18 protein-coding genes and 1 riboswitch are annotated in these 19,296 nt (G+C 61.0%); of the genes, 8 read left to right on the top strand and 10 right to left on the bottom strand.

Going from position 1 to position 19,296, the window contains the following annotated elements; translation table 11 throughout:
• Positions 1-23: 23 nt before the first annotated feature.
• On the top strand, positions 24-926 hold the full coding sequence (locus tag KVG91_RS11295) for a transporter substrate-binding domain-containing protein (protein ID WP_169377468.1): 903 nt from the start codon (positions 24-26) through the stop codon (positions 924-926).
• 129 nt (positions 927-1,055) lie between these two features.
• Here KVG91_RS11295 and KVG91_RS11290 read toward each other — a convergent pair whose 3' ends face one another.
• Positions 1,056-1,775 carry a 16S rRNA (uracil(1498)-N(3))-methyltransferase gene (locus KVG91_RS11290; protein WP_169377469.1) on the bottom strand — a complete coding sequence of 240 codons (720 nt, stop codon included), beginning with the start codon at positions 1,773-1,775 and terminating at the stop codon, positions 1,056-1,058.
• 91 nt (positions 1,776-1,866) lie between these two features.
• The gene (locus KVG91_RS11285) at positions 1,867-3,273 is read right to left on the bottom strand and encodes an adenosylmethionine--8-amino-7-oxononanoate transaminase (protein WP_169377470.1); all 1,407 of its coding nucleotides are present in this window, start codon (positions 3,271-3,273) and stop codon (positions 1,867-1,869) included.
• Positions 3,274-3,547: 274 nt separating this feature from the next.
• On the opposite strand from KVG91_RS11285, the gene KVG91_RS11280 reads away from it, so the two are divergent.
• Together KVG91_RS11280 and KVG91_RS11275 are read left to right on the top strand one after the other, a co-directional pair.
• Positions 3,548-4,099, top strand: coding sequence for a cytochrome b (locus KVG91_RS11280; RefSeq protein WP_169377471.1), 552 nt, complete (start codon positions 3,548-3,550; stop codon positions 4,097-4,099).
• A gap of 32 nt (positions 4,100-4,131) precedes the next feature.
• Positions 4,132-4,710, top strand: a complete 579-nt coding sequence (locus KVG91_RS11275) for a YceI family protein (protein WP_169377472.1) — start codon at positions 4,132-4,134, stop codon at positions 4,708-4,710.
• Between the two features lie 187 nt (positions 4,711-4,897).
• On the opposite strand, the gene KVG91_RS11270 is transcribed toward KVG91_RS11275, so the two are convergent.
• The 5 genes from KVG91_RS11270 to ahcY form a co-directional block, all read right to left on the bottom strand.
• Complete coding sequence (locus KVG91_RS11270) at positions 4,898-6,772, bottom strand: DEAD/DEAH box helicase (RefSeq protein WP_169378954.1); 1,875 nt, start codon at positions 6,770-6,772, stop codon at positions 4,898-4,900.
• A 221-nt stretch (positions 6,773-6,993) separates the two neighbouring features.
• A complete protein-coding gene (locus KVG91_RS11265) occupies positions 6,994-7,785 on the bottom strand; it encodes a substrate-binding periplasmic protein (RefSeq protein ID WP_169378953.1) in 792 nt (263 codons plus the stop codon).
• A gap of 63 nt (positions 7,786-7,848) precedes the next feature.
• Positions 7,849-8,931 carry a hypothetical protein gene (locus KVG91_RS11260; RefSeq protein ID WP_169378952.1) on the bottom strand — a complete coding sequence of 361 codons (1,083 nt, stop codon included), beginning with the start codon at positions 8,929-8,931 and terminating at the stop codon, positions 7,849-7,851.
• Between the two features lie 81 nt (positions 8,932-9,012).
• On the bottom strand, positions 9,013-9,858 hold the full coding sequence (gene metF, locus KVG91_RS11255) for a methylenetetrahydrofolate reductase [NAD(P)H] (protein ID WP_169378951.1): 846 nt from the start codon (positions 9,856-9,858) through the stop codon (positions 9,013-9,015).
• A 176-nt stretch (positions 9,859-10,034) separates the two neighbouring features.
• Positions 10,035-11,444 (bottom strand): adenosylhomocysteinase, encoded by a 1,410-nt coding sequence (gene ahcY / locus KVG91_RS11250; protein ID WP_169378950.1) that lies wholly within the window; start codon positions 11,442-11,444, stop codon positions 10,035-10,037.
• A gap of 21 nt (positions 11,445-11,465) precedes the next feature.
• A riboswitch (S-adenosyl-L-homocysteine riboswitch) is annotated at positions 11,466-11,572 on the bottom strand.
• Positions 11,573-11,770: 198 nt separating this feature from the next.
• Here ahcY and KVG91_RS11245 point away from each other — a divergent pair.
• From KVG91_RS11245 to KVG91_RS11235, 3 genes are all read left to right on the top strand, one after another.
• On the top strand, positions 11,771-12,175 hold the full coding sequence (locus tag KVG91_RS11245; RefSeq protein ID WP_169378949.1) for an acyl-CoA thioesterase: 405 nt from the start codon (positions 11,771-11,773) through the stop codon (positions 12,173-12,175).
• A gap of 101 nt (positions 12,176-12,276) precedes the next feature.
• A complete protein-coding gene (locus KVG91_RS11240) occupies positions 12,277-14,196 on the top strand; it encodes a patatin-like phospholipase family protein (protein ID WP_169378948.1) in 1,920 nt (639 codons plus the stop codon).
• Between the two features lie 71 nt (positions 14,197-14,267).
• A complete protein-coding gene (locus tag KVG91_RS11235) occupies positions 14,268-15,155 on the top strand; it encodes a formate/nitrite transporter family protein (protein WP_169378947.1) in 888 nt (295 codons plus the stop codon).
• On the opposite strand, the gene KVG91_RS11230 is transcribed toward KVG91_RS11235, so the two are convergent.
• A complete protein-coding gene (locus KVG91_RS11230) occupies positions 15,149-16,408 on the bottom strand; it encodes a cation:proton antiporter (protein WP_169378946.1) in 1,260 nt (419 codons plus the stop codon). The two genes, KVG91_RS11235 and KVG91_RS11230, sit on opposite strands and share 7 nt — an antisense overlap.
• A gap of 169 nt (positions 16,409-16,577) precedes the next feature.
• Between KVG91_RS11230 and KVG91_RS11225 the strand changes: the two genes are divergently transcribed.
• Positions 16,578-16,964, top strand: a complete 387-nt coding sequence (locus KVG91_RS11225) for an MAPEG family protein (protein ID WP_169378945.1) — start codon at positions 16,578-16,580, stop codon at positions 16,962-16,964.
• 144 nt (positions 16,965-17,108) lie between these two features.
• Here KVG91_RS11225 and mltA read toward each other — a convergent pair whose 3' ends face one another.
• A complete protein-coding gene (mltA, locus tag KVG91_RS11220) occupies positions 17,109-18,293 on the bottom strand; it encodes a murein transglycosylase A (RefSeq protein ID WP_169378944.1) in 1,185 nt (394 codons plus the stop codon).
• 129 nt (positions 18,294-18,422) lie between these two features.
• On the opposite strand from mltA, the gene KVG91_RS11215 reads away from it, so the two are divergent.
• On the top strand, positions 18,423-18,872 hold the full coding sequence (locus KVG91_RS11215) for a c-type cytochrome (protein ID WP_169378943.1): 450 nt from the start codon (positions 18,423-18,425) through the stop codon (positions 18,870-18,872).
• A gap of 6 nt (positions 18,873-18,878) precedes the next feature.
• Here the strand turns inward: KVG91_RS11215 and KVG91_RS11210 are convergent, their stop codons facing one another.
• Entirely contained in the window at positions 18,879-19,274 is a 396-nt protein-coding gene (locus tag KVG91_RS11210; RefSeq protein ID WP_169378942.1) for a DUF1090 domain-containing protein, read from the bottom strand.
• Between the last annotated feature and the right edge of the window lie 22 nt (positions 19,275-19,296).

Here is a 19,296-nt window from a genome sequence, read left to right as displayed (position 1 = left end):
TTCACACACCTAGGAGAACAACAATGAAAACGATCCTATTGACCGGCTGCGCGCTTGGGCTTTTGTTGGGTGCCCAGGCCCAGGCGAATGAACCGGCCCTGGATGGCACGTTGAGCAAGATCGCCAACGCCAAGTCCATCACCCTGGGCTATCGCGATGCGTCGGTGCCGTTTTCCTACGTGGGTGATAACAGTGGCAAACCCATGGGCTATTCAGTGGACCTGGCAAGCAAGATCGTCGAGCGTATCCAGCAGAAAACCGGGGTGGCCAACCTCAACGCCAAGTACACCCTGGTGACCTCACAGACCCGTATTCCGCTGGTGCAGAACGGCACCGTCGACCTGGAATGCGGCTCTACCGGGGTGACCGCCGAGCGGCAGAAGCAGGTGGCGTTTTCCTACGGGTTTATTTATGTGAAAGGCCAGTTGCTGACGGCCAAGGACAGCGGCATCAAGGGGTTCGCCGACCTCAAGGGCAAGAATGTGGTGACGACCGCCGGTACCACCAACGAACGTTTTTTGAAGCGCTATAACGCCGAACACGAGAGCACTATGTTTGTGATCAGCGCCAAGGACCATGGCGAGGCATTCAAGATGCTCGAGACCGGCCGTGCGGCAGCGTTCTACATGGATGATGCGCTGCTCTACGGCGAACGTGCCAAGGCCAGGGACCCGCACAACTGGGTGGTGGTGGGCGAGGAGCAGTCGCGGGAGATCTACAGCTGCATGGTGCGCAAGGACGACCCGCAGTTTCTCGCGGTGGTCAACGAGGCGCTCGGCGACCTGTACCGCAGTGGCGAAATCAACGGGATTTACCAGCGCTGGTTCGAACAGCCGATCCCGCCGAAGGGCTTGAACCTGGAATTTCCGATGACCAGCGAGTTGAAGGCGATTATTGCCAAGCCGGTGAGTGACCCAGTCGAGTGATAACCCAATCCAAATGTGGGAGCGGGCTTGCTCGCGAATGCGGTGGATCAGTCGCTACTGCTTTGACTGACACTCCGCTTTCGCGAGCAAGCCCGCTCCCACATTTTTGATTGGGTTTGCAAGGCAGGGTTAGAAGTCGCCCCACAACTGTTGGGCGACCGCCAGCGCGACGACGGGCGCGGTTTCGGTGCGCAACACGCGCGGGCCGAGACGGGCGGCGTGGAAGCCGGCGCCTTGCGCGGTTTCGACTTCTCCATCCGTCAGCCCGCCTTCAGGCCCGATCAGGAACGCCAGGCTCGCAGGCTTGGCGTGGCTGACCATCGGCTCGGCCACGGGGTGCAGCACCAGCTTCAAATCCGCCTCGGTCTGCTTCAACCAGTCCGCCAGCAACAGCGGCGGGTGAATCACCGGCACTGTCGAACGCCCGCATTGCTCGCACGCACTGATCGCCACTTGGCGCCAGTGCTGCAGGCGTTTGTCGGCGCGTTCGTCCTTGAGGCGCACTTCGCAGCGTTCGCTGAAAATCGGCGTGATCGCGTTGACGCCCAGCTCCGTGGCTTTCTGGATCGCCCAGTCCATACGCTCGCCCCGGGACAGGCCCTGGCCCAGGTGAATGTGCAGCGGCGATTCGGCCTGGCCTTTGAGGCTTTCCGTGAGTTGCACGCTGACGCGTTTTTTACCGACCTCCAGCAAGGTGCCGCGAAACTCCTGGCCGGAGCCGTCGAACAACTGCACGGCGTCGCCTTCGGTCATGCGCAGCACGCGGCTGATGTAATGCGCCTGGGCTTCGGGCAACTCGTGATCGCCGAGGCTCAGGGGGGTGTCGGTGAAAAAGCGGGACAGTCTCATGTCTGTTCTCTGAAAAAATACAAAACCTGTGGGAGCCGGGCTTGCCCGCGATAGCGGTGGGCCAGGCACCCGATCAGTCGAGTGAACCTGATCAGCCCGGATCGCGAAAACCTGGGTGAAAGTCCTTCGGCACCGCCACGCTGACCTTGCTGTTGGTGGCGATATCGATCCCCTCGCTGGCGACTTCGGCAAGAAAGTCGATCTGCTCCGGGGTAATCACATACGGCGGCAGGAAATACACCACGCTGCCCAACGGGCGCAACAGCGCGCCGCGTTCCAGGGCATGTTCGAACACCTTCAGGCCGCGCCGTTCCTGCCACGGGTACGCGGTCTTGGTGGCTTTGTCCTGGACCATCTCGATGGCCAGCACCATGCCGGTCTGGCGTACTTCCGCGACGTGAGGGTGGCCCACCAGGTGCGCGGTGGCCGTGGCCATGCGCTGGGCCAGGGCCTTGTTGTTTTCGATGACGTTGTCTTCTTCGAAGATATCCAGGGTCGCCAAGGCCGCCGCGCACGCCAGCGGGTTGCCGGTGTAGCTGTGGGAGTGCAGGAAGGCGCGCAGCGTCGGATAGTCGTCGTAGAAGGCGTCGTACACGTCATCGGTGGTGACCACGGCCGCCAGCGGCAGGTAACCGCCGGTAAGGGCCTTGGACAAGCACAGGAAGTCCGGGCGGATGCCGGCCTGTTCACAGGCGAACAGGGTTCCGGTGCGGCCGAAACCCACGGCGATTTCATCGTGGATCAGGTGCACGCCATAGCGGTCGCAGGCCTCGCGTAGCAGCTTGAGGTACACCGGGTGGTACATGCGCATGCCGCCGGCGCCCTGGATCAGCGGCTCGACGATCACCGCGGCGACGCTGTCGTGGTTGTCCGCCAGGGTCTGCTCCATGACCAGGAACATCGTGCGCGAGTGTTCTTCCCAGCTCATGCCCTCGGGGCGCAGGTAGCAGTCCGGGCTGGGCACCTTGATGGTGTCGAGCAGCAGCGCCTTGTAGGTCTCGGTAAACAGCGGCACATCGCCCACCGACATCGCGGCGATGGTTTCGCCGTGGTAGCTGTTGGTCAGGGTGACGAAGCGCTTTTTGTTCGGCAGGCCGCGGTTGAGCCAATAGTGGAAGCTCATCTTCAGCGCGACTTCAATGCACGACGAACCATTGTCGGCATAGAAGCAGCGGGTCAGGCCCGCGGGCGTCATGGCCACCAGGCGCTCCGACAGCTCGATCACCGGCTGGTGGCTGAAGCCGGCGAGGATCACATGTTCCAGTTGGTCGACCTGGTCCTTGATGCGCTGGTTGATACGCGGGTTGGCGTGGCCGAACACATTGACCCACCAGGAACTGACGGCGTCGAGGTAGCGCTTGCCTTCAAAGTCCTCCAGCCATACGCCTTCACCGCGCTTGATCGGGACCAACGGCAGTTGCTGGTGGTCTTTCATCTGGGTGCAGGGATGCCACAGCACCGCAAGGTCGCGTTGCATCCACTGGTCGTTCAAGCCCATCGGTGATCTCCTCGAAGCGGTCCTGCGGCCTGCGCAGGTAAAACAGTCGCGCAAGCCTATGCAATGGGCGCGTGTGTCACAAGCCATTACCTGTGAATTGGCGGTAAAGACAGGACGGTCTGTCACGTTTCTCCTGGATAGTCCTTAATCCGATGTTAATTTACGCTTCATACCCTCAAGATCGTATTTCTCGATATTTCAAAGCGAAATTTTTCGCTTTAATTCGATAGGTAAATCGCTAGTCTTGGGCGCAGCTCTTACGGGATTTAAGTACATGCAATTACGCAATTCACCGGCCCGCTATGGTTGGGTCAGTATTGTCTTGCACTGGGGCGTGGCCCTGGTGGTGTTTGGCTTGTTCGCCCTGGGCTTGTGGATGGTCGGTCTCGACTACTACAGCGCCTGGCGCAAAGAGGCGCCGGACCTGCACAAGAGCATTGGCATTACGCTGTTCGCCGTCATGCTCGTGCGTATCGTCTGGCGCCTGCTCAGCCCGCCGCCTGCGCCGCTGGCCAGCTACAGCCGCATGACCCGCGCAGGCGCTGCCTTTGGCCATGTGTTCCTGTATTTCGGGTTGTTTGCCGTGATGATCGCCGGTTACCTGATTTCCACCGCAGACGGTGTCGGTATCCCGGTGTTTGGCCTGTTTGAAATTCCTGCCCTGGTGTCCGGGCTACCGGACCAGGCAGACACCGCCGGCGTGGTGCACCTGTACCTCGCCTGGGTGTTGGTGGTCTTCGCCGGCTTGCACGGCGTGGCTGCGTTGAAACACCACTTTATTGATCGTGATGTGACCCTGACGCGAATGCTGGGGCGCAAAGCCTGATGTTCAACCTCGACTCACAAGGAATAGAAAGCATGTTGAAAAAGACCCTCGCTGCTCTGGCAATCGGTACCGCGCTGCTGTCGGCAGGCCAGGTAATGGCCGCCGACTACAAGATCGACAAAGAAGGCCAGCATGCCTTCATCGACTGGAAAATCAGCCACCTGGGCTACAGCTACATTCACGGTACCTTCAAGGATTGGGACGGCACCTTCAGCTGGGATTCGGCCAAGCCGGAAGCCAGCAAAATCGCAGTCGACGTGAAAACCGCCAGCCTGTGGTCGAACCACGCTGAACGTGACAAGCACATCGCCAGCAAAGATTTCATCGACGTGGCCAAGTTTGCCGATGCGAAGTTCGTGTCCACCGCGGTTAAATCCACTGGCGCCAAAACCGCTGATGTCACCGGCGACCTGACGTTCCACGGTGTGACCAAGCCTGTGACCTTCAAGGCCACCTTCAACGGTGAAGGCAAGGACCCATGGGGCGGCGAACGTGCTGGCTTCAACGCCAAGACCACCATCGACCTGAACGACTTCGGCGTGAAAGGCCCAGGCCCGACGTCGCAGACGGTTGATCTGGACATCTCGCTGGAAGGCGTGAAGCAGAAGTAATTTCCGTCTGACAATGCGGACCCTTGTGGGAGCGGGCTTGCTCGCGAATGCGGTGTGTCAGTCGTCAAATACATTGACTGACACGCCGCTTTCGCGAGCAAGCCCGCTCCCACATTTGATCTGTGTTGAGTCAAAAAAAATGCCCCGTCTCGAAAGAGGCGGGGCATTTTTCATGGCGCTTTGAAACTCAGCGGTTACGTGTCAGCAACGCTGGTTTTTCGCCCCGAGGACGGCCTGGCAGTTGATCCAGCTGCTCGGGTGTCGGGAAGCGATCAGCCTTCGACTCCTTGTGGATGATCTTCGGCGCCGGGCCACCGCGCGGGTTTTGCACGGCTGGCTCGGACAGAGGCTGGTCGTCGCGTGCCGGGCGGCGGTTGTTGCTGCGCGAATCTTCGCGACGCGCCTGGCCGTCACGCGGTGCGCCGTTGCGCGGGCCGCTGCGTTTGGCAGGCGGGGTGCCGGTGGTACCGCCGCTGCTGTTGCGTGGACCGTTCTGGCGAGCGCCTTGTGGCTGACCGCTACGTGGAGCAGCTGCGCCTGTGCCTTGTGCCGGGGCACCTGGGCGACGGCCACGGCCTTGTGCGGGCTTGGCTTGTGGCACGTAGTCGACACGGTTACCGAAGTTGTCCACGTCGTCATCAAGGAACTCGTCCGGGGCACGGTCGGCTGAGGCGCGTGGCGGCTGGCTCGGCTGGCGCTGTTCGCGGGCCGGGGTGCCTTCACGGGGTTTTTGCTCGCGGGCCGGGCGTTCGCCACGGCTGCTGGTCGCGGTTTTTTCCTTGCCTTTGTCTTTGCCCTTGTCGCGGCGACCGCCACCGCCGCCGTTCGGGCCATCGCCCTTCGGACCGCGTGGGTTGCGCGGGTTACGCACGTCCGGACGCTCGCGCGCTTCAGGCTTCTCGGCCTCCACGGCGCTGGAATCGAAGCCCATCAGGTCGCCGTCGGCGATTTTCTGCTTGGTCATGCGCTCGATGCTTTTGAGCAGTTTTTCTTCGTCCGGTGCAACCAGGGAGATGGCTTCACCCGAACGACCGGCGCGGCCTGTACGGCCGATACGGTGCACGTAGTCTTCATCGACGTTTGGCAGCTCGAAGTTGACCACGTGGGGCAGTTGGTCGATATCCAGGCCGCGGGCGGCGATATCGGTGGCCACCAGGATGCGTACGGAACCGGCCTTGAAGTCGGCCAGGGCCTTGGTGCGCGCGTTCTGGCTCTTGTTGCCGTGGATGGCGACGGCGGTGAGGCCGTGCTTGTCCAGGTACTCGGCCAGGCGGTTGGCGCCGTGCTTGGTGCGGGTGAACACCAGTACCTGTTCCCAGGCACCGTGGGTGATCAAGTGCGCCAGCAGCGAGCGCTTGTGGCTGGCGGCCAGGCGGAACACGCGTTGCTCGATACGCTCGACCGTGGTGTTCGGCGGCGTGACTTCGATGCGCTCCGGGTTGTGCAACAGCTTGCCGGCCAGGGCGGTGATGTCCTGGGAGAACGTCGCCGAAAACAGCAGGTTCTGACGTTTGGCCGGCAGGCGGGCGAGGACCTTTTTCACGTCATGGACAAAGCCCATGTCGAGCATGCGGTCGGCTTCGTCCAGCACGAGGATTTCCACGTGGGACAGATCGACGCTGCCTTGGCCGCACAGGTCGAGCAGACGACCCGGGCACGCCACCAGCACATCCACGCCACGGGACATGGCCTGAACCTGTGGGTTCATGCCAACGCCGCCGAAGATGCAGGCACTGACGAACTTCAAGTCGCGGGCATACAGCTTGAAGCTGTCGTGCACTTGGGCTGCGAGTTCGCGGGTTGGGGTCAGGACCAGTACGCGCGGTTGGCGCGGGCCATGACGCTGGGATTTGTCCGGGTGACCGTTGGGGAACAACCGCTCCAGGATCGGAAGGGCGAAACCACCGGTTTTACCAGTACCTGTCTGCGCCGCGACCATCAGGTCGCGACCTTGCAACACGGCGGGGATGGCCCGCTGTTGCACCGGAGTAGGCTCGGTATAGCCCGCTGCCTCGATGGCGCGGACTAAAGCCTCGGAGAGACCGAGGGAAGCAAAGGACATGAGTAATCCTGTTTTAGTTAGGGCTTGGCCCAAAGGGATAATCTTGCCGGGCGTGAATGGCGCTTAGGGGAGCGCAATCCCGTCCGGTCCTGCTGCGTCTGGCGGGCACTCCACCGGCTCGCGCGGGCTGAAAGCTGCGCTGTAGCGGGGTTGGGTGCCTTTTTCAAGACCCGAGCGGCCGGGCGTGAGCCTGGCGGAAAGGCCGGAGTATAACAGAGCAATCACTGCGCGCTGCTTTCCTGCTGCTCAACGGTGTGTTCGAAGCCCGTAATTGCTTGGATTGCACCGTATTTGGCGCTCAACGCGGTGTAGGCCGGCTCTTGTTTGAAGCGTTTAAGTTCGGCGGCAAAGCGTTGCGCCAGCAGGTCCATCCCCGCGCCACGGCGTACGGCGAGGAACTGCTGCTGGCGGCTGAGCACTGCCGGCGCCTGGCTGACCTTGCCTTCCAGGCCCAGTGCCTTGATCGCATGCTGGCCTACCCGGCGGTCGGTAATCAACAGATCGATGCGCCCGCGCATCAATTTGCCGAAGTTGGCCTCATGGCTGGGTGCGGCTTCACGGTGGAACAGGCTGGAATCGCTGAATGCGGCACCGTACAGGTAGCCCGGCGACGTACCGACCGTAAGGCCGTGCAGGTCTTCGAGGCCTTGCACGGGGTGGGGGCGCTCATTGGCATAGAACAGCACGAATTCCACTTCCGACAACGGTTCGCTGGGGTATAGAAGCATGGCGTCGCGCTCATGGCTGTGGAAAATATCCAGCACCCCGTCAGCCTGGCCTTGCTCGAGCATCGCCAGGCAGCGCTTCCAGGGCAGGAACTGCCATTGCACCTCCACCCCCAGGCGCTGGAACACGATCACGGTGGTTTCGTAGTCCAGCCCTTGCATGGCGCCCTGTTCCTCATACACATAGGGCGCCCAGGGCTCGGTGACAATGCGCAATTTCTCGCCATGAGCGGCCAGGCTCAGGCAAGCAAAAAGGGCAGCAGTCGCAAGTTTCAGGATCACGGGCATGCCCTGAGGTTACGACGCTCCCGTGCTAAATAGAAGCTCTGGCACAGGCATTTGCGGGCAGCGCTATTTTGTTCCTGAGCTCATCAGGTGCTCGTAGATGGCGGTGCGGCGCTCGCCGAGGATCATGCGCACCACCGGGTTGGCAAACCAGTGCTCCAGTTGGTGCGCGTCGACCGGGCATTGCTGACGCTCTTCCTGGTTCTGCCGGGCTTTGTCCCACCAGACCGGGCCGCATGCCTGGTCAAACTCGTTTTCGTGTTCGTAGCAACCGTAGAGAATCTCGCGGATAAATTGCTGCTGGCGCTTGGGCAGGGCCAGGGTGATCAGCTTGTACATCAGGCGCTGCGGGCGCGGTGGACGCGGCAGGTGAGCGGACACCTTGCGGGTATCGGCCAGTGCCTGGGCACTGATGGGGTCGCCGGCGTGCTTGGCGATCCACGCCTTGACCTTGGCACGGAACAGTTGTTTGCGGCTCCAGTAGTGATGAATCAGGTCCGGGCACTGGCGCACATTGACCTTGCGGTAGGCGGCGACCGACAGGCAGAACTCTTCCAGGGTGTAGGCACCGTTGGCCATCGGGAAGAGTTCGTCCATCAGCTCAATCGATTGATCCAGCAGGTACGCGTCTTGGCGAGCCAGGCCCATGACGCCGGAGTTGAGCAACCACATGGTGTCGTCGGCCAGGCCTTTGTCGGCCAGGTGCTTGGCGAGGGTCACGTACAGCACGCTTTCGCGGTTATCGCCGTATTTGGCGTGGAAGGCGTTGCACAGCAAGCTGCCGGGGGCGACGCGTTCGAACAGCGCCATGGGCGAATCGTGGAAAAACGTGTCGGTGTCGATCAGCAGCGCGTGTTCCGCCGTTTCGAGCACCTGGCGCAACAGCACGTGTTTGGTGCGGAAATGGTAACCGTGAGGCTCGCTCCAGCGTTGGCGCGTGGCATCGTCCAGTGCATGGACCTGCACCGGCAAACCCAGGTAGGGCGCTGGATTGTCGCTGAACACTTGGATGTCCAGTGGCAGGTCCTGCGCACCGCCCAGATGCGTCAGGGCGCTGGCAATGCTGAATACCGCTTCCTGATGGTAGGTCTCGGCGCCGAATACCAGGTAAACCAGCTGCGGGCGGGGAGTCGGGGACGCTGTATTCATTTACTGCTGGCTTCCATTCCGGAATGTTTGAATAAAAAAAGCCCCCGTATGAACGAGGGCCTGGATGTCATCTGAACAACCTCAGCGTGGCAGCTTGAGATTATTCCAGATGGCCAGGCTCGGTTCGGCCTGGTTAAGGGTATAGAAATGCAAGCCTGGCGCACCACCTTGCAACAATTTTTCACACATCATGCTGATGACCTGTTCGCCGAAGGCCTGGATGCTCTTGACGTCGTCGCCATAGGCTTCCAGCTGTTTGCGTACCCAGCGTGGGATTTCGGCACCGCAGGCGTCAGAGAAGCGCGCCAGCTTGCTGTAGTTGGTGATTGGCATGATGCCCGGCACGATCGGGATGTTCACACCCATCGCCTGTACACGCTCGACGAAATAGAAGTAGCTGTCGGCGTTGAAGAAGTACTGGGTGATCGCGCTGTCGGCGCCAGCGTTGGCCTTGCGCACGAAGTTGCGCAGGTCATCTTCGAAATTGCGCGCCTGAGGGTGCATCTCCGGGTAGGCCGCCACTTCGATGTGGAAGTGATCGCCCGTCTCTTCACGGATGAAGCTCACCAGGTCATTGGCGTAGCGCAGCTCACCGCTGGCCATGCCCATGCCGGACGGCAGGTCGCCACGCAGGGCAACGATGCGCTGGATACCGGCGGCCTTGTATTGGGTGAGCAGGCCGCGCAGGTCGTCCTTGCTGTCGCCCACGCACGACAGGTGCGGAGCGGCGGGAACTTTGACCTGGCTTTCCAGCTGCAACACGGTGTTGATCGTGCGATCACGGGTCGAACCGCCAGCGCCGTAGGTGCAGGAAAAGAAGTCGGGGTTGTAGCTGGCCAACTGCGTGGCGGTCGCCATCAGTTTTTCATGCCCAGCATCGGTCTTGGTCGGGAAGAACTCGAAGCTGTAGCGACGGTCTTGGGACATGGTAATACCCTTTGAAACTCAGAGTGCCGGAAGGCGTACACCGTCAATGCAGGCACCCGCTTCATGTGGGAGCCGGGCTTGCCCGCGATAGCATCGCCTCGGCGCATCAGGCATACCGAGGCGATGCTATCGCAGGCAAGCCAGCTCCCACATGAAGCCGGCGTCTACAGGGTCGATCAGTAGCGGTAAGCGTGCGGCTTGAACGGACCTTCAACGGTCACGCCGATGTAGTCGGCCTGGGTCTTGGTCAGTTGAGTCACGACGCCGCCGAAGCCGCGGACCATTTCCAGGGCCACTTCTTCGTCGAGTTTCTTGGGCAATACTTCCACGGTCAGGCGCTCGGCTTTCTGGGCAGGCGACAGGTCGGCGTACTTCTGCTGGAACAGGAAGATCTGCGCCAGTACCTGGTTGGCGAACGAGCCATCCATGATGCGGCTTGGGTGGCCAGTGGCGTTGCCCAGGTTAACCAGGCGGCCTTCGGCCAGCAGGATCAGGTAGTCGTCGTTCTGTGGATCGAAAGCGCCGCTACCGGTACGGTGAACCTTGTGTACCTGTGGCTTCACTTCTTCCCATGCCCAGTTCTTGCGCATGAAAGCCGTGTCGATCTCGTTGTCGAAGTGGCCGATGTTGCAGACCACCGCGCGCTTCTTCAGGGCCTTGAGCATGTTGGCGTCGCAGACGTTCACGTTACCGGTGGTGGTTACGATCAGGTCGATCTTGCCCAGCAGGGCCTTATCGATGCTGGCTTCGGTGCCGTCGTTGATACCGTCGATGAACGGCGAAACCACTTCGAAACCGTCCATGCAGGCTTGCATGGCGCAGATCGGGTCAACTTCGGAGACCTTGACGATCATGCCTTCCTGACGCAGGGACTGGGACGAACCCTTGCCCACGTCACCGTAGCCGATCACCAGGGCTTGCTTGCCCGACAGCAGGTGGTCGGTGCCGCGCTTGATCGCATCGTTGAGGCTGTGACGGCAGCCATACTTGTTGTCGTTCTTGCTCTTGGTCACCGAGTCGTTGACGTTGATGGCCGGGATTTTCAGCTCGCCCTTGGCCAGCATGTCCAGCAGGCGGTGTACGCCGGTGGTGGTTTCTTCGGTCACGCCGTGGACGCGGTCGAGGATCTGCGGGTATTTCTTGTGCAGCAACTCGGTCAGGTCGCCACCGTCGTCGAGGATCATGTTAGCGTCCCATGGCGCGCCATCCTTGAGGATGGTTTGCTCCAGGCACCACTCGTACTCTTCTTCGGTCTCGCCTTTCCAGGCGAATACCGGGATGCCGGCGGCAGCGATAGCGGCGGCGGCCTGGTCCTGAGTCGAGAAGATGTTGCACGAGGACCAACGCACTTCGGCACCCAGGGCAACCAGGGTTTCGATCAGCACGGCAGTCTGGATGGTCATGTGGATGCAGCCCAGAATCTTCGCGCCCTTGAGCGGTTGTTCTGCGGCGTACTTGCGACGCAGGCCCATCAGGGCCGGCATTTCGGATTCGGCGATAAAGGTTTCGCGACGGCCCCAGGCGGCGAGGGACATGTCGGCGACTTTGTAGTCGTTGAATTCAGCAGGCGTAATTACAGCGCTCATGAAGAGCCTCCATTCGTAGTGTGCGAATGGGCGCCGTTGTGCGTTTAGTATCAGGCCAGGGTAACCAGGCCGGACAACGCCCCATCCGAGCCTGACAGGCCAAGCCTGCTGCAGCGCCCCTCGGACAGGTGGCGGGAGAACGGTATCAATTGAAGATGACCGTTTTGAAACGGGGGCGATTATAGCCGTGTGCGCCAGACTTCCCAAGCCTTTCCGTCGGCCGTATGAAGATCGCCCATGGCGCTGATAGACAAAGGCTCATAGAGCTTGGCGCCGGGCTCTGCCATGATGTTGACCATCATTTGGCAAGACGCTTTGGAGTGACCATGAACTTTCACACCCGTAAATGGGTAAAACCCGAAGACCTCAACCCCAACGGCACCCTGTTCGGTGGCAGCCTGCTGCGCTGGATCGACGAAGAAGCGGCCATCTACGCCATCGTCCAACTGGGCAACCAGCGCGTGGTGACCAAATACATCTCCGAAATCAACTTTGTCAGCGCTTCGCGCCAGGGCGACATCATCGAGCTGGGTATCACCGCCACCGAATTCGGCCGCACCTCCATCACCCTGACCTGTGAAGTGCGCAACAAAATCACGCGAAAAAGCATTCTGACGGTGGAAAAAATGGTCTTCGTCAACCTGGGTGAGGACGGTCTGCCGGTGCCCCATGGTCGCACCGAGATCAAGTACGTGAAGGACCAGTTCCAGGACGACAGTCTTACTGAGTAACAAACCGCACGGCGTGATTTGCTTTACCAAATTATTCCGCATGGATCTTTCCGAGGCTCTCTCATCACTCAGGCCTACATCCTGTCGAGAGAACCTCGTGTATGAAAGTCTCCAGTTACGTTGTACAGAATCAGCCGTCATTGCCTCAAACCGCCGATCAGGACGTGAAGACGCCGCTGGTCAAAGGCGCGGGCGAAAGAAAGATCAGCGTTTTTCGCTACAGCGATGGGCGTGTAGAGGTGGCGCACTCCCCGCCGCCGCCCGCTCACTTGGTGCTCAGTGGCGGTGGCGCCAAGGGCATCGCTTTTCCGGGGATGGTGCAGGCGCTTGAAGACGCCGACAAACTGCAGAGCATCAAGGTGGTTTCCGGTTCTTCCGCCGGCGCGATTTCCGCGGCGCTGCTCGCCAGTGGCATGGACGCCAAGGCATTCACGCAGCTGTCGAACAACCTCGACCTGCCCAGCCTGCTCAACAGCAAAGACCCGGTCCTGGCCTGGCTGCAAGGTGTCAGTTCCCAGCTTGGCAAGTTTGCGGGAAAACTGCCTGGCCCGGCCGGTAATATTTCTCAACTGCTGCTGACCCTGTTGCCGCGCCTGCAAACCGAGGGGCAGCCCCTCGAGGACTTGATTCGCAACGAGTCGCGTAAATCCATTCTTGCCCATATCGCAAGCATGCCCGAGGCCAACCGACCGCCTGAAGTCACGAAAATCGCCGACCGGCTCAGCACCGGTGCAGGGCCTACCTTTCGCGACCTGGAGGTGTTGAGCCGGCATATTCCTGCAATAAAACAGCTCAATATCACCGGCACGGGCATGTTTGACGGTCGCCCGCAATTGGTGGTGTTCAATGCCAGCCTGACTCCGGATATGGATATCACTCGTGCCGCACTTATTTCAGGCGCGTTGCCGGGTCTGTTCAAAAGCCCGTCCGAACAAGGCCATGGGTTTCAAACGGCGGCGCAAACCACGGCGTTTCAAGACGGAGGGCTGCTCCTCAATACGCCGGCGCCCGGCGTCATTGAGCGTTCGTTCCCCGAGAGCCCCCTGGGCAAGGACGAAGCGCTGATCGTCAAGTTCGAATCCGACGCGACGTCAACACCGCCCAAAAGCGGTGGTTTTATCAGTTATTTGACTGACACGTTCACCGGCACGTCGCATACCGCTGCGCAAGCCTACCAGGATGACCGACTCAAAGCGTTCTCGGAGCAAACCGTAACGTTGCCGCTGAACTCAAGCAGAGGTGACTTTCGCGGCCTGCTCGACGGCACCGTCAACTTCACCATGACCCCGGAGCAGAAACAGCATTTGCAAGCCCAGGCCCACCAAACGGTGTCGGACCACCTGGAAAAACGAGCGCAGGTACGTGAGCGCGATGTGTTCGCCTCCCTGGACGACGCGGTGATGGCGATGGACGATCAAATGCTGGCCAGCGTGCAGGATGACCTGCGCAAGGACCCGGCCGGCGCGCAGGCATTGCGCTTTCGCAAGAGTGCGCAGCAGGCCCTGCAAGCGTTGGACAGTGCGATTGCCGAGGCTAACCAATCCGGCACATCGCTGGTGATTACGCCGAAGTTGGCCGCGGCGCTACGCAACCTGGATGCCCTTGCGCGCAGGCCCGAGGATATCGAGTGGCTGGGCAAGCGCCTGAATGCGCCGGGCCAGCATCATTTTCAACAGTTGCTGCAAGTGGGCGCCAGGCAGGCATCGGGCGATGCGTCAGGCATGTCCAAGGTGTTGAGCAGCGCTGTCGCCGAAATGCAAAGACGGGATATAGGCGTAAAGGCCGAAAACTTTACGCGAGAGGTCATCTACCCGTCGCTGTACCGTCCCGGCCAGCCGGCCGCCAACGTTGAGCTGTTACAGCGCGCGGCACGTGACTTGCGCGAGGCAACGACGCCGGCTGAGTTCAACCGTGTGCTCGATGGCATTATTCAACACTACCGGGCGCGTAATAAACCCTGGAGCACACCGTTCAGCTCTACCACGGTTGAGCAGGCCAAGGCCTGGCGTATACCGGTTTAGTTGCCTGGCCACTGAACAGCCATCGCCGCGGCATGTCGTAGCTACAGGCATCCCTCGGACTCTGGTACATCATGGCCAATCAAGCAGACGGCAAGACCCCCAACCTGTCGCAGGAAGAACAGCACGACGTTGACAAAAACCAGCCGCCGCGTGCGGCTGTGCTACACGAGATTATCCGTACCCAGGGCGATCAGGAACTGGAACGCAGTGTCGCTGCCTTGTGGTGGTCGGCGCTGGCGGCCGGGCTGACCATGGGCCTGTCATTGATGGCGATGGGGTTGCTTAATTCGCGCCTGCCGGATGGCGAAGGGTTCAAGGTGATCGCCAGCTTCGGTTATTGCGCGGGCTTTCTCGCGGTGATCCTCGCGCGTCAGCAATTGTTCACCGAAAACACCCTGACCGCGGTGCTGCCGGTAATGAGCAAACCCACGCTGGGCAACGCCGGCCGGCTGTTGCGGTTATGGACGGTGGTGCTGGTGGGCAACCTGTGCGGTACCTTGCTGGTGGCTTATGTGATGCTGCACCTGCCGATCTTCGATGCCAAGACCGACCTGGCCTTCCTCGAAATCGGGCGCAAGATCATGGAGAACGACAGCGGCCAGATGTTTGCCAAGGGCATCGTCTCCGGCTGGATGATCGCCACCATGGTGTGGATGATCCCGTCGATGGAAAACGCCAAGATGTTCATCATCATCCTGATCACCTACCTCATGGCGCTGGGAGACTTTACCCACATCGTCGTAGGGTCGGCGGAAGTGTCTTACCTGGTGTTTGCTGGCGAATTGCCGTGGAAAGACTTCTGGCTCATATTTGCCGGTCCGACCCTGGCGGGCAATATCATTGGCGGCAGCTTTATCTTCGCGCTGATCAGCCATGCGCAGATTCGCAGCGAAAGCAGCCTGCCCGGCAAGAAGGCTGCGGACCCGAGGCATCCGCAGCCTATCAACAAAAATCAGTGAGCGTCTGGCGCGGCCTGGGGCTCGTCCCGGGTCACGCGCTTGACCAGCTTGCCGATGCTCAACCCCTGCAACAGGATCGACGACAACACCACGATGTAGGTGATGCTCAACAGCAGGTCACGCTCCGGGCCCAATGGCAGGGCCAGCGCCAATGCCACCGACACCCCGCCGCGCAAGCCGCCCCAGGTCAGAATGCGGATGGTGCCGCGTGGCACCGTGCGCCAGCGGCGCAGCAGCAGGATTGCCGGGGCGACCGTGAGCAGGCGTGACAGCAGGATCGCCACGGCCAACAGGCTGGCGGCGAATACGTGCAGCCAGTTGAACGGCAATAGCAGCAGCTCCATGCCGATCAGCGCGAACAGCAGAGCGTTGAGCATGTCGTCGAGCAGTTCCCAGAAACCGTCGAGGTAGCGGCGGGTCATGTCGTTCATCGCCAGCTTGCGCCCCAGGTTGCCGATGATCAGGCCGGCCACCACCATCGCAATCGGCGCGGAGACGTGCAGTTCAGTGGCCATCGCCGAGCCGCCGATCACCAGGGCGAGGGTCAGCATCACTTCAATCTGGTGTTGTTCGATGCTCTTGATCATCAGGTACACCAGATAGCCGATCAGGCCGCCGAACACCACGCCACCAATGGCTTCATGGGCGAACAGCATGGCGGTGGCGCTCAGTGTAGGGGTTTCGCCCAGCTGTGCGATGCCCAGCAGCACGGTGAAGACCACCACGGCGGTGCCGTCGTTGAACAGCGACTCGCCGACGATGGTGGTTTTCAAGGGTTTAGAGGCATTGGCGGTGCGCAATACACCCAGCACCGCAATCGGGTCGGTGGGGGATATCAGCGCGCCGAACAGCAGGCAGTAGAGGAAGCTGACGTGCCAGCCAAACAGGGCAAAGATGTAATACGCCAGGCTGCCGATGACCGCGGTAGCGATCAACACGCCGAAGGTCGCCAGCAGGCCGATAGGCCAGCGGTAACTGCGCAGGTCGTTCAGGTTGACGTGCAAGGCGCCGGCGAACAGCAGGAAGGAGAGCATCCAGTTCATCAGCAAATCGCCAAAGTCGATCTGGCCGATCAACTGCTGGATGCGTTCTTCCAAGCCTGGATAGCCGAGAAAACTCAAGCCCTGCAGGATCAGCGAAAACAGCAGGGCCGTCACCATCACACCAATGGTGGGCGGCAGGCCGATAAAACGGAAGTTCACATAGGTGAGCAGGGTGGTGAGGCAAATGAAGGCGGCGACAAGTTCAAGCATCCGGGGTCCTTGGGCGTTGGGTGGGGGAGTGTCAATGGGGTTGCAGGGCGTTGGGCATCCGCGTGACAGAACCTTTGGGCTCTGTAAGGCTCCTGGCGGGTGGGTGCGGCCTGGCATTTTTAGTGCTAAAACTCAAATTGCTGTTTAAAAACCAAAAAAGGAATAAGTCATGACGGTTGCTTTCTGGTGCGTGTTGATCGCTATTTTTCTGCCTTACCTGTGCACAGGGGTCGCCAAGTTCAGCGGCGGTAAATTCCGGCCGCAGCACAATCACGATCCACGGGCCTTCCTGGAGACACTCGAGGGGCTTGCCAAGCGTGCTCACAATGCCCAGCTCAACAGCTTTGAAGTGACCCCGGCATTTGCGGCGGCCGTGATTATCGCGCATTTGGCGGGCACGGCCGAATTGGTCACCATCAATGTGCTGGCGGTGCTGTTTATCACCAGCCGCCTGCTGTACATCATCTGCTACCTGGCGGACTGGGCGATGCTGCGTTCGCTGGTGTGGCTTGTGGGGATGGTGTTGGTTGCGAGTTTCTTCTTCGTCTCGATCTAGAGCCTGACGCCTATCCCTTGTGGGAGCTGGCTTGTGTGGGAGCGGGCTTGCCCGCGAATGCGGTGGGTCAGTCACTGAAGAGGTCGACTGACCTACCGCATTCGCGAGCAAGCCCGCTCCCACATTTTTGATCTCCAGCGTTGGTTAGCTCCCGGTACTTACATCCGGCACCCGCGGCAGCGCCGCGCCTTTAGGCCACAGCATCCAGATTTGCCCCTGCTGTTTCATGTTGCCTGCCAGCTCACCCGCCGCAGCACCGGTGCCCCAGAACAAGTCTGCGCGCACTTCGCCGGTAATTGCACCGCCGGTGTCCTGTGCCGCCACCGGCCGGGTGATCGGCGAACCGTCCGGCTTGGTGGTCGACAGCCACAACAGGCTGCCCAGCGGAATCACCTTGCGATCCACCGCCACGCTGTAGCCGGCCGTCAGTGGCACGTTCAGTGAGCCGCGCGGCCCTTCGTTGCTATCGGGCCGGGCGCTGAAGAACACATAGCTAGGGTTGCTCGCCAGCAGTTGCGGAATACGCTGCGGGTGCGCCTTGGCCCATGCGCTGATGGCACCCATGGTCACGTCTTCCTTCTTCAGCTCGCCTTGCTCCACCAGCCAGCGGCCAATCGGGCGATAGGGGTAGCCGTTCTGGTCGCCATAACCGACGCGCAGTTGGCGCCCGCCGGGTAGTTGAATCCGGCCCGAGCCTTGGATCTGCAGGAACTGCAGGTCCATCGGGTCTGTCAGCCAGGCGATCGGTTTGGCCGTTGAGCCCTGACCGTTGATGGCGCTGGCGTCGTCGTAGGGCTTGAGCACACGGCCTTCCAGGCGACCGCGCAGGCGCTTGCCCTTGAGCTCGGGGTAGATGCTTTCCAGGTTGACGATAATCAGGTCATCCGGCACGCCATACACCGGTACGTTGGCGGTGGCGGTCTTGGTCAGGCTGCCGGGGTAGACCGGTTCGTAGTAGCCGGTGATCAAACCGTTCGGGGTGTTGTCGGCCGAGCGCAGGCCGAACACATCCAGGCGCTCCTTGAGAAACCCGCGCACTGCCACCGCATCACTGGGCACTGCGGTGGCGGCGGCGCAGGTCGTGCCCCACACTGGGTCGGCCTTGAGGCGTTGGCAGGCGCTGCGCCAGGATTCGAAACCGGCCAGCAGGTCGCTGTCGGACACCGTCGGCAGGGCTTCCCAGGGCGCGCTGACATAAGTGGCAACGGCGTGGGGCTTGGCAGTTTCATCTTTGGCGGCTTCTTTGCCCGCGTCACAGCCGGCCAGCAGTGCGATCATCGGCAGAGCCCACGCCAGGCGGCGGCTCCAGGGTTTCAACGTGACATTCATACAAACACTTCCTGAAGCGATTGCCCGCGCCGCAGCGCTGCCGGGCAACCCTTATTAATAATAGGGCTATTGGCCTTTAGGGACGGGGCGGGGATACTGGCCGCCGTTTCCCGTGACCTCGAAGCCACCATGACTTTTAAAAGACTGACTGTTGTACTGCTGGCCTGCCTGGCACTGTCCGCCTGCGGCGGCGTTGACCCGAATTCGCCGCTGGGCCAACGCAAGGCCATCTTCAAGCAGATGCTCAAGACCAATGAAGACCTGGGCGGCATGCTGCGTGGGCGTATCCCGTTCGACGGCGCCAGGTTCGCCGAAGGCGCGGTCAAGTTGGACGCGTTGTCCCATGAACCGTGGAAGCATTTCCCGAGCGTGCGCGAAGAAGAGCACACCAGCGCCAAGGACGATGTGTGGCGCAAACAGGCGCAATTCCAACAACTGGCCCGCGACCTGGAAGCGGCCACCGGTGAATTGGTGGCCGCCAGCCGGGTCCAGCCCTACAAAGCCAGCAACCTGAGGCCCGCAGTGCAGAAAGTCGAAGATGCCTGCAGCGCGTGCCATAAGCAGTTCCGGGACCACTGACCGGTTTTACTGATCGAGCTCTTCCACCGCTTCCTGCAGCTCCTTGCGGGACTCGGCGAGCTTGTCCTTACGTTTGTTGATCTTTTCGGCGTCGCCTTTTTTCATGGCCTTGTCCAGGTCGGCCTGACGGCGGCTGACTTCTTGCTTGGCGTCGAGCACTTTGTTTTCCCGTTCTTTCTTCAAGGACGCATCGGTGCAGTTGGCGGTGACTTCGCTCAGGGCTTTTTCCAGGCCGGCTTGTTGCGCGCTGTTGCCGTGAGCCTTGGCCTGTTCGATCTGGGTGCTGATGGCTTGGCGCTTGGCGGCGCAGCCGGTCAGTTGGGGCGCTTGCTCGGCAGCCAGCAGTGGCGTGGTCATGAAGCTTGCGAAGGTCAGCAAGGCAAAGGGGGCTATAAATTTCATGTGGGGCTCCGTTGTCGCAGTC

The organism is Pseudomonas azadiae, assembly GCF_019145355.1.
GTDB classification, from domain to species: domain Bacteria; phylum Pseudomonadota; class Gammaproteobacteria; order Pseudomonadales; family Pseudomonadaceae; genus Aquipseudomonas; species Aquipseudomonas azadiae.
Note: the sequence above shows the minus strand (reverse complement) of the source record. Positions and strands in the feature narration are given on the sequence as shown.

What these genes read in the sequence shown, in the direction of transcription:
- KVG91_RS11295 (WP_169377468.1), top strand. Translation starts at nt 24, where the DNA reads ATGAAAACGATCCTATTGACCGGCTGCGCGCTTGGGCTTTTGTTGGGT.
- KVG91_RS11290 (WP_169377469.1), bottom strand. Translation starts at nt 1,775, where the DNA reads ATGAGACTGTCCCGCTTTTTCACCGACACCCCCCTGAGCCTCGGCGAT.
- KVG91_RS11285 (WP_169377470.1), bottom strand. Translation starts at nt 3,273, where the DNA reads ATGGGCTTGAACGACCAGTGGATGCAACGCGACCTTGCGGTGCTGTGG.
- KVG91_RS11280 (WP_169377471.1), top strand. Translation starts at nt 3,548, where the DNA reads ATGCAATTACGCAATTCACCGGCCCGCTATGGTTGGGTCAGTATTGTC.
- KVG91_RS11275 (WP_169377472.1), top strand. Translation starts at nt 4,132, where the DNA reads ATGTTGAAAAAGACCCTCGCTGCTCTGGCAATCGGTACCGCGCTGCTG.
- KVG91_RS11270 (WP_169378954.1), bottom strand. Translation starts at nt 6,772, where the DNA reads ATGTCCTTTGCTTCCCTCGGTCTCTCCGAGGCTTTAGTCCGCGCCATC.
- KVG91_RS11265 (WP_169378953.1), bottom strand. Translation starts at nt 7,785, where the DNA reads ATGCCCGTGATCCTGAAACTTGCGACTGCTGCCCTTTTTGCTTGCCTG.
- KVG91_RS11260 (WP_169378952.1), bottom strand. Translation starts at nt 8,931, where the DNA reads ATGAATACAGCGTCCCCGACTCCCCGCCCGCAGCTGGTTTACCTGGTA.
- metF (WP_169378951.1), bottom strand. Translation starts at nt 9,858, where the DNA reads ATGTCCCAAGACCGTCGCTACAGCTTCGAGTTCTTCCCGACCAAGACC.
- ahcY (WP_169378950.1), bottom strand. Translation starts at nt 11,444, where the DNA reads ATGAGCGCTGTAATTACGCCTGCTGAATTCAACGACTACAAAGTCGCC.
- KVG91_RS11245 (WP_169378949.1), top strand. Translation starts at nt 11,771, where the DNA reads ATGAACTTTCACACCCGTAAATGGGTAAAACCCGAAGACCTCAACCCC.
- KVG91_RS11240 (WP_169378948.1), top strand. Translation starts at nt 12,277, where the DNA reads ATGAAAGTCTCCAGTTACGTTGTACAGAATCAGCCGTCATTGCCTCAA.
- KVG91_RS11235 (WP_169378947.1), top strand. Translation starts at nt 14,268, where the DNA reads ATGGCCAATCAAGCAGACGGCAAGACCCCCAACCTGTCGCAGGAAGAA.
- KVG91_RS11230 (WP_169378946.1), bottom strand. Translation starts at nt 16,408, where the DNA reads ATGCTTGAACTTGTCGCCGCCTTCATTTGCCTCACCACCCTGCTCACC.
- KVG91_RS11225 (WP_169378945.1), top strand. Translation starts at nt 16,578, where the DNA reads ATGACGGTTGCTTTCTGGTGCGTGTTGATCGCTATTTTTCTGCCTTAC.
- mltA (WP_169378944.1), bottom strand. Translation starts at nt 18,293, where the DNA reads ATGAATGTCACGTTGAAACCCTGGAGCCGCCGCCTGGCGTGGGCTCTG.
- KVG91_RS11215 (WP_169378943.1), top strand. Translation starts at nt 18,423, where the DNA reads ATGACTTTTAAAAGACTGACTGTTGTACTGCTGGCCTGCCTGGCACTG.
- KVG91_RS11210 (WP_169378942.1), bottom strand. Translation starts at nt 19,274, where the DNA reads ATGAAATTTATAGCCCCCTTTGCCTTGCTGACCTTCGCAAGCTTCATG.